This window comes from Brachyspira pilosicoli, assembly GCF_019402445.1.
Classification (GTDB): domain Bacteria; phylum Spirochaetota; class Brachyspiria; order Brachyspirales; family Brachyspiraceae; genus Brachyspira; species Brachyspira pilosicoli_B.
Window position 1 is genome coordinate 1 of sequence record NZ_SRZM01000118.1, and the last position, 6,865, is coordinate 6,865.

Annotated in this window: 5 protein-coding genes; 3 read left to right on the forward strand and 2 right to left on the reverse strand. The window is 27.0% G+C overall.

What is annotated here, in order from left to right; all coding sequences use genetic code 11:
• Positions 1-183: 183 nt before the first annotated feature.
• Positions 184-2,127, forward strand: a complete 1,944-nt coding sequence (locus E6A48_RS04665) for a fructose-1,6-bisphosphatase (RefSeq protein ID WP_219708881.1) — start codon at positions 184-186, stop codon at positions 2,125-2,127.
• Between the two features lie 151 nt (positions 2,128-2,278).
• Here the strand turns inward: E6A48_RS04665 and E6A48_RS04670 are convergent, their stop codons facing one another.
• Positions 2,279-3,139 carry an Rpn family recombination-promoting nuclease/putative transposase gene (locus tag E6A48_RS04670; protein ID WP_219708882.1) on the reverse strand — a complete coding sequence of 287 codons (861 nt, stop codon included), beginning with the start codon at positions 3,137-3,139 and terminating at the stop codon, positions 2,279-2,281.
• 142 nt (positions 3,140-3,281) lie between these two features.
• On the opposite strand from E6A48_RS04670, the gene dapD reads away from it, so the two are divergent.
• Together dapD and E6A48_RS04680 are read left to right on the forward strand one after the other, a co-directional pair.
• Positions 3,282-3,986 (forward strand): 2,3,4,5-tetrahydropyridine-2,6-dicarboxylate N-acetyltransferase, encoded by a 705-nt coding sequence (gene dapD, locus E6A48_RS04675; protein ID WP_219708883.1) that lies wholly within the window; start codon positions 3,282-3,284, stop codon positions 3,984-3,986.
• A 155-nt stretch (positions 3,987-4,141) separates the two neighbouring features.
• The gene (locus tag E6A48_RS04680) at positions 4,142-5,314 is read left to right on the forward strand and encodes an iron-containing alcohol dehydrogenase (protein WP_219708884.1); all 1,173 of its coding nucleotides are present in this window, start codon (positions 4,142-4,144) and stop codon (positions 5,312-5,314) included.
• A 299-nt stretch (positions 5,315-5,613) separates the two neighbouring features.
• Here the strand turns inward: E6A48_RS04680 and mltG are convergent, their stop codons facing one another.
• On the reverse strand, positions 5,614-6,621 hold the full coding sequence (gene mltG, locus E6A48_RS04685) for an endolytic transglycosylase MltG (protein WP_219708885.1): 1,008 nt from the start codon (positions 6,619-6,621) through the stop codon (positions 5,614-5,616).
• Positions 6,622-6,865: the final 244 nt, after the last annotated feature.

Below are 6,865 nucleotides of genomic sequence, written 5' to 3' on the forward strand. Positions count from 1 at the left end.
TTATTATATTGATTATATATTAATATAATAAAAATTACTTAAATTTATTATTATATTTTTCATAATCATAGATTAATATTATTTTTTGTATATACTTATATATTATATCGGAGTTATTCTACAATAAAAACATATTTTCATATATATTTTTGTGTTTTAAATAATATTTTGGAGATTTTTATTATGAAAGATAAAGATTATTTAGAGTTATTATCTCAAAAGTACCCCACTATAGATGATGCTTCAGTTGAAATTATTAATTTAAAAGCAATATGCAAATTACCAAAAGGCACAGAATATTTTTTAAGCGATATACATGGAGAATCTGAAGGATTTGAATATTTAATAGGTACTTCATCTGGTGTTATAAAAGAGAAAATAGAAATATTATTTAGAAATACTTTAACAGAAAATGAGAGAATAGAACTTCAAATACTTATAGTAGATACAAAAAATATGATTAATAAAAAATCTGCTAGAGAGGATTTTAATGACTGGTGTAGAATAACTATATATAGACTTATTAGAATATGCAAACTTGTTACTAGCAAATATACAAGGTCAAAGATTAGAAAGAAGATGCCTCAAAACTTTGCTTATATACTTGATGAGCTTTTACAAACATCAGTTGAAGACAATAAAGAAAATTATTATTTTTCTATAATAGATTCTATAATAGATGTATCTGCATCAGAAAAATTTATTATAGCATTATGTGCTTTAATAAGAAAATGCAGTATAGACAGGCTTCATATTGTAGGCGACATTTATGACAGAGGACCTCACCCAGATAAGGTAATAGAGAGCATAATGAACTTTAATGAAGTTGATATGGCTTGGGGTAATCATGATATACATTGGCTTGGGGCAGCTAAGGGAAGTTTAATTTGCGTTGCTAATGCTGTTCGTTTGGCTGTGAGGTATAATAATTTTGATTTACTTGAATATAGTTATGGTATAAATTTAAGGGGATTATCATCATTTGCTAATGAGGTTTATAAAGATGACCCTTGCGAAGTATTTAAACCTAATACTCTAGATAAAAATATATATGATGAGGTTGATAAAGATTTAGCTGCAAAAATGCATAAGGCTATATCAATAATACAGTTTAAGTTGGAATGTCAGCTTATAAAAAGACACCCAAATTATGCTATGGACGAACGTATACTTCTTGATAAGATTGATTATAAAAAAGGCACTATTAATATTGACGGTAAAACTTATGAACTTAAAGATAAAAACTTCCCAACAATAAACCCTAAAAATCCATTTGAACTTACAGAAGGAGAAAACACTTTAATACAGAGTTTAGCATTTTCTTTTATTAACAGCCCAACACTTCAAAAGCATACTAATTATATTTATGCTAAAGGTGGAATATACAAAATATTTAATGGAAACCTTCTTTATCATGGATGCATACCTACAAAAGAAGACGGCAGTTTTGATGATGTATATATAGACGGACAATATTTATCTGGAAAGAGATATTTAAAGCAAGTTGAAGACAAGGTGCGTAAGGCATTTTACTGCGAAGTTGGTAGCGAAGAACAGCTTAATGCTTTGGATTATTGCTGGTATTTATGGTGCGGTCCAAAATCTCCATTATTCGGAAAAAATAAAATGACAACCTTTGAAAGATATTTTATAGAAGATAAAGAAACTCATAAAGAAAGTTATAATCCATATTATTATCATATAGATAAAAAAGATTATTGCGAGAGCATATTAAAAGAGTTTGATTTGGATATACATAAATCACATATAGTTAATGGTCATGTACCTGTAAAGACTCATAAAGGAGAAAGCCCAATTAAAGGAGGCGGTATCCTTTTAATGATAGACGGAGGACTTTCTAAGGCCTATCATAAAAGCACAGGCATAGGAGGCTACACTTTAATATCAAATTCTAATGCAATGTTTATAGCAGAGCATAGACCTTTTGCTGAGGTTGTAGAGTCTGGTTTTAGAATATCTTCAAAAACAACTATAGTAGATAGATTTGTAACTAGAATTACAGTAGGTGAAACTGATATTGGTATTGGATTAAACAAAAGAATAAGTGATTTGGAAGAATTACTAAATGCGTATAGAAACGGTATAGTAAAAGAGAAGGTGAATTGATTTTATTTATTTTATTGTTTTAATTTTATTTTGTAAAATTAGTATATTGTTTATAAATAATTGTATAGGGACTTAATTTATATAGTTTATAAATTTTATTTAATTGTGAAATTAAAATATTATTTTTTTAATTATATTAATTAACATACAATTATAATTTTTTTATTTCTTCTATACTAAGTTTAGTTAATTCACTAATAAGATTTATATCCATATTTTTCTCTTTCATGTTTTTAGCTAATGAATATTTTTCTTTTTCTATGCCCTCTTTTATACCTTCTTCTCTTTCTCTTTTAAGCATTAATGTTTGACCGTATAAAAATGCATCTCTTGCATTATAAACTTCCATTTCTTTTTCACTTGATATAAATCTCTCATATTTATCAATTACTTTAGGCATAATTTCATTTACCTCCTTTAATTTTTCTTTAACTTTATCTAAATCCTTAACTGTAAAAAATTCTATCCATGATAATATTTTGTTTTTCTTAATATCATCTATATTTGAATTATTAAGAATTTTTATAAATCTTGGTATTTCTATTATATGCATCTGCATCATATCTAATGAAACATTATGATTTTTAGTATCTATTAATTTAAAACATCTATGAGGCTTGCCTTCATCATTAAAATCCATATTAAAGTTTATAAAATTGATACTTATTACTTGACTAATAATATCATAAGATTCATTTTCATTTAATTCACTAACAATATTTTTTGATATATAATAAAATATTCTTTTTACAAAATCTATATTTCCAGATAATTGTATTTCTATAATGATTTTTTTCTTATCTTTTGTAATTGCTTTTACATCAAGAACTGATTCTTTAAGATTAATATTTTCTGGCAGATTATGCGGATTGATTATTTCTAAATTATGAACTTCTTGAAATCCTGAATCTCTAAGTACACAATTTACTATATTTTCAAGCACATCTTCATGACCTACAGAGCCTAAAAGATAACGCACAAAATAATCATTCATTCTATTGATATTTCTCATAAAAAAATTATAACAAAAAGATAATAAAAGTAAATATTTTTTATATACTATAAATTATAATATTATTTAATAAATTCCTTTTGACAAATTTTAATTAATTGTGTATTATGTTAATCTATAAATTTAAACATTGGAGTGAAAAATGGATATGTTAGAAAAATCTGAAGATATAATTGCTTATATAAAAAACTCTACTAAAAAAACACCTGTTAAAGCATATATAAAAGGAACTTTATCAAATATAAAAACTAATGCTAAAATTTTTTCTTACGGAGATTTTAATTTTATAGTTGGAGATTATGATGAAATAAAAAGAATATTAGAAGAGTATAAAGAGTTTATAATGGATTATTATTTAGAAAATGATAGAAGAAACTCTGGAGTACCTACATTAAGTTATTTTGATGTTAATGCGAGAATTGAACCTGGTGCCATAATAAGAGATAAAGTAAAAATAGGGGACAATGCCGTTATAATGATGGGAGCTATTATCAATATTGGTGCTGAAGTAGGAGAGGGCACTATGATAGATATGGGTGCTGTATTAGGCGGACGTGCTATAGTTGGTAAGAATTGCCATATTGGTGCTGGTGCAGTATTAGCTGGAGTAATAGAGCCTCCTTCTGCTAAGCCTGTTATAGTGGAAGATAATGTTGTAATAGGAGCTAATGCTGTTGTATTAGAGGGTGTTCATATTGGTAAGAATGCTGTTATTGGTGCTGGTGCTATTGTTATAGAAGATGTGGCTGATAATCAAGTAGTTGCTGGTAACCCTGCTAAAGTTATTAAAGAAAAAGACAGTAAAACTATTGATAAAACAAAATTAGTTGATGATTTAAGAAAATAATTTTAAATATTTTATAGTATTCTCAAATGATTGCATTTTTTTATTTTTGATTTTTTATAAATATATTTATTAATGAATATTATTTTGTAAAAAATTAAAATTTTAAGAAACTGCAATCATTTTTATATTTTATTATTTTTATAAAGGTGTAAAATATGCAAAGTTTTAATTTACAGCTTCCTACTAAAGTTATATTTGGAAAAAATGCTCAAGATAATACTGCTTCAGAAATAAAAAAATTAAATGCTAAAAAAGTATTTATAGTTTATGGTTCTAATAGAATAAAAGAAAATGGATTATTAGATGATATAGAAAACATGTTAAAAAAAGAGAATATTGATTATACTTTTTTTAGTGATGTAAAAGCAAATCCATTACTTTCTCATGCTAGAGTTGGAGTAAAAAAAGCTATAGAGTTTAATGCTGATTTGATTTTAGCTATAGGCGGAGGAAGTGTAATAGACACTGCAAAAGCAATAGCGATAGGGGTTGCAAATCCTGATGTTGATATTTGGGATTTTTGGGCATACAAAAAAACTCTAGAAAAAACTATTAATGTAGGATGTATAGTTACAATTTCTGCTGCAGGAAGTGAAACTAGTACATCAGCAGTGCTTACTAATGATGAAACTTTAGAAAAGAGGGGACTTAATACAGAGTTTAATCGCCCTAAATTTGCTATAATGAATCCTTGTTATACTTTTACTTTGCCTTATTATCAAGTGGCATGCGGAATAGCGGATATTATGATGCATACTCTAGATAGATATTTTGCTGATAATTGCTTCAATGAAACTACAGATGCTATTGCTGAGGCATTAATTAGAGTTGTTATAAAAAATGGTCTTATAGCTATGAAAGATAAAAATAACTATGATGCTATGAGTGAGCTTATGTGGTGCGGAAGTTTATCTCATAATACTTTAACAGGTTTAGGTAATGAGTTTGATTTTATAGCACATAAATTTGGTCATGAACTTAGTGCTCAGTTTGATGTAGCACATGGAGCTAGTCTTTCTACTATTTGGGGGCATTGGGCTAAATATTGCTATGACTATTCTGATTATACAAGAGAGAGATTTAGAAAATATGCAAAAAATGTGTGGAATGTTGATGATGCTCTTGAAGGAATAAATAAAACTATAGAATATTTCAAACAAATTAATATGCCTACTAATTTTACAGAATTAGGAATAGGCATTCAAGATGATAATATGCTTAATTTACTTACAAATAGAACTACAAGAAACGGCAGTTTAACTTTTAAACATTTTAGGACTTTAAATAAAGAAGATGTATTTAATATATTTAAAAGCTGTAATGTTTGATACACACTAAGAATTTTTAACTTTTTTATTTTAGTTATTTTTAGGGCTTCGCATCATACCCAACTTCTTTTACAACTGAATGGAGTCCTTTAGGGTACCGAAGGAAGTGCCGGAGGCGTAATCCAAAGAACCAAAAGAACTGCATTTTTATTATAAATTTTATAATTTAATTGTACATTAAAAGGCACTCCCCCGCACGACTAAGAAGTTATAATTAAAGCATAGCATTACTGTGCGGCAAGGTGGTACAGCTCGTATGCGGGAAAAAGTTGAATAAAAAATCATATAACAAAATATAGTTATTTTTTAAAAATATACTTATCAATGTTTCTTAAATGCTCTTCATAGGTTACAGAGAAAGCATGTTTGCCTGTACCGTCTGCTACAAAAAATATATAATCTGTTTTAGCAGGGCTTAGGGAAGCTTCTATAGCTTTAGCACTGCTTGAACATATTGGTCCTGGAGGAAGTCCTGTATTTTTATAAGTGTTATAAGGGTGTACCATACGCAAGTCATCATATTTTAAATTTGGCTTTTCTATATAATCACCTTTTACTAAAGTCATAGCATAAATTGTTGTAGGGTCTGCCTCTAGTCTTTTATCTATATTTAATCTATTATAATATACAGAAGCTATTAATTTAGGGTCATCATTAGGTCCCATTTCTTTTTCTACGATAGAAGCCATAGTTAATACTTCATGTACTGTTCTTCCAATTTTTTTTGCTCTCTCTTCCAAATCTGGAAACTGTTTAAAAAGTGAATCTATCATATGAGTAACTAATACTTCTGCAGGGTTTCCTTTTACTATATAATATGTAGAAGGGAATATATATCCTTCCACACTATCAGAAGGAATATTATATTTTTCCAATATTTTTTTATCATGACATACTTTTAAAAACTCTTCTTTTGTAGTAAAGCCTTGAGTTTCTAAATAGTTAGCTATTTCGTATATATTTTTTCCTTCTGCAATAGTGAGCCTTACCATAGCTTGTTTACCGCTATTTAAATGTTTCATTATATCTATCATACTCATATTTTTATTAAGCTCATAATAACCGCTTAAAAGTTTTCTATCATATTTTAAATGTTTAGCTAATACAACGAATAGTCTTGAATTTCTTATAAGTCCTTGTTCTTCTAATTTTTTTGATATATTGTAAGCACCTTCACCTTGTTTAATTTCAAAATATACTTTTTGAGAATCTTTTGATATTGGTGAAGTTGTATATACTATTAAACTAGCTATTGATATAGCAAATATTACAGCTATAGCAATTATTACAATTAAAGCTCTTTTCATAATTTTGCATAAACCTTTGTATTTATTATTGATTAATAATTATAACCAAATAAACAGAAATTGTCAAAATAATATTTTTGTTGTTTACAAGACGTATTTTAATAACTATTATAAGTGTATTATGAAAGCAATATTTAGTTATTATATATGTTATTGACAAATAAAATGATATGATATAGAATTATAAAAATTACATAGTATTGGTATGTTTATGAACACAACACAACACAACACAACACAACAC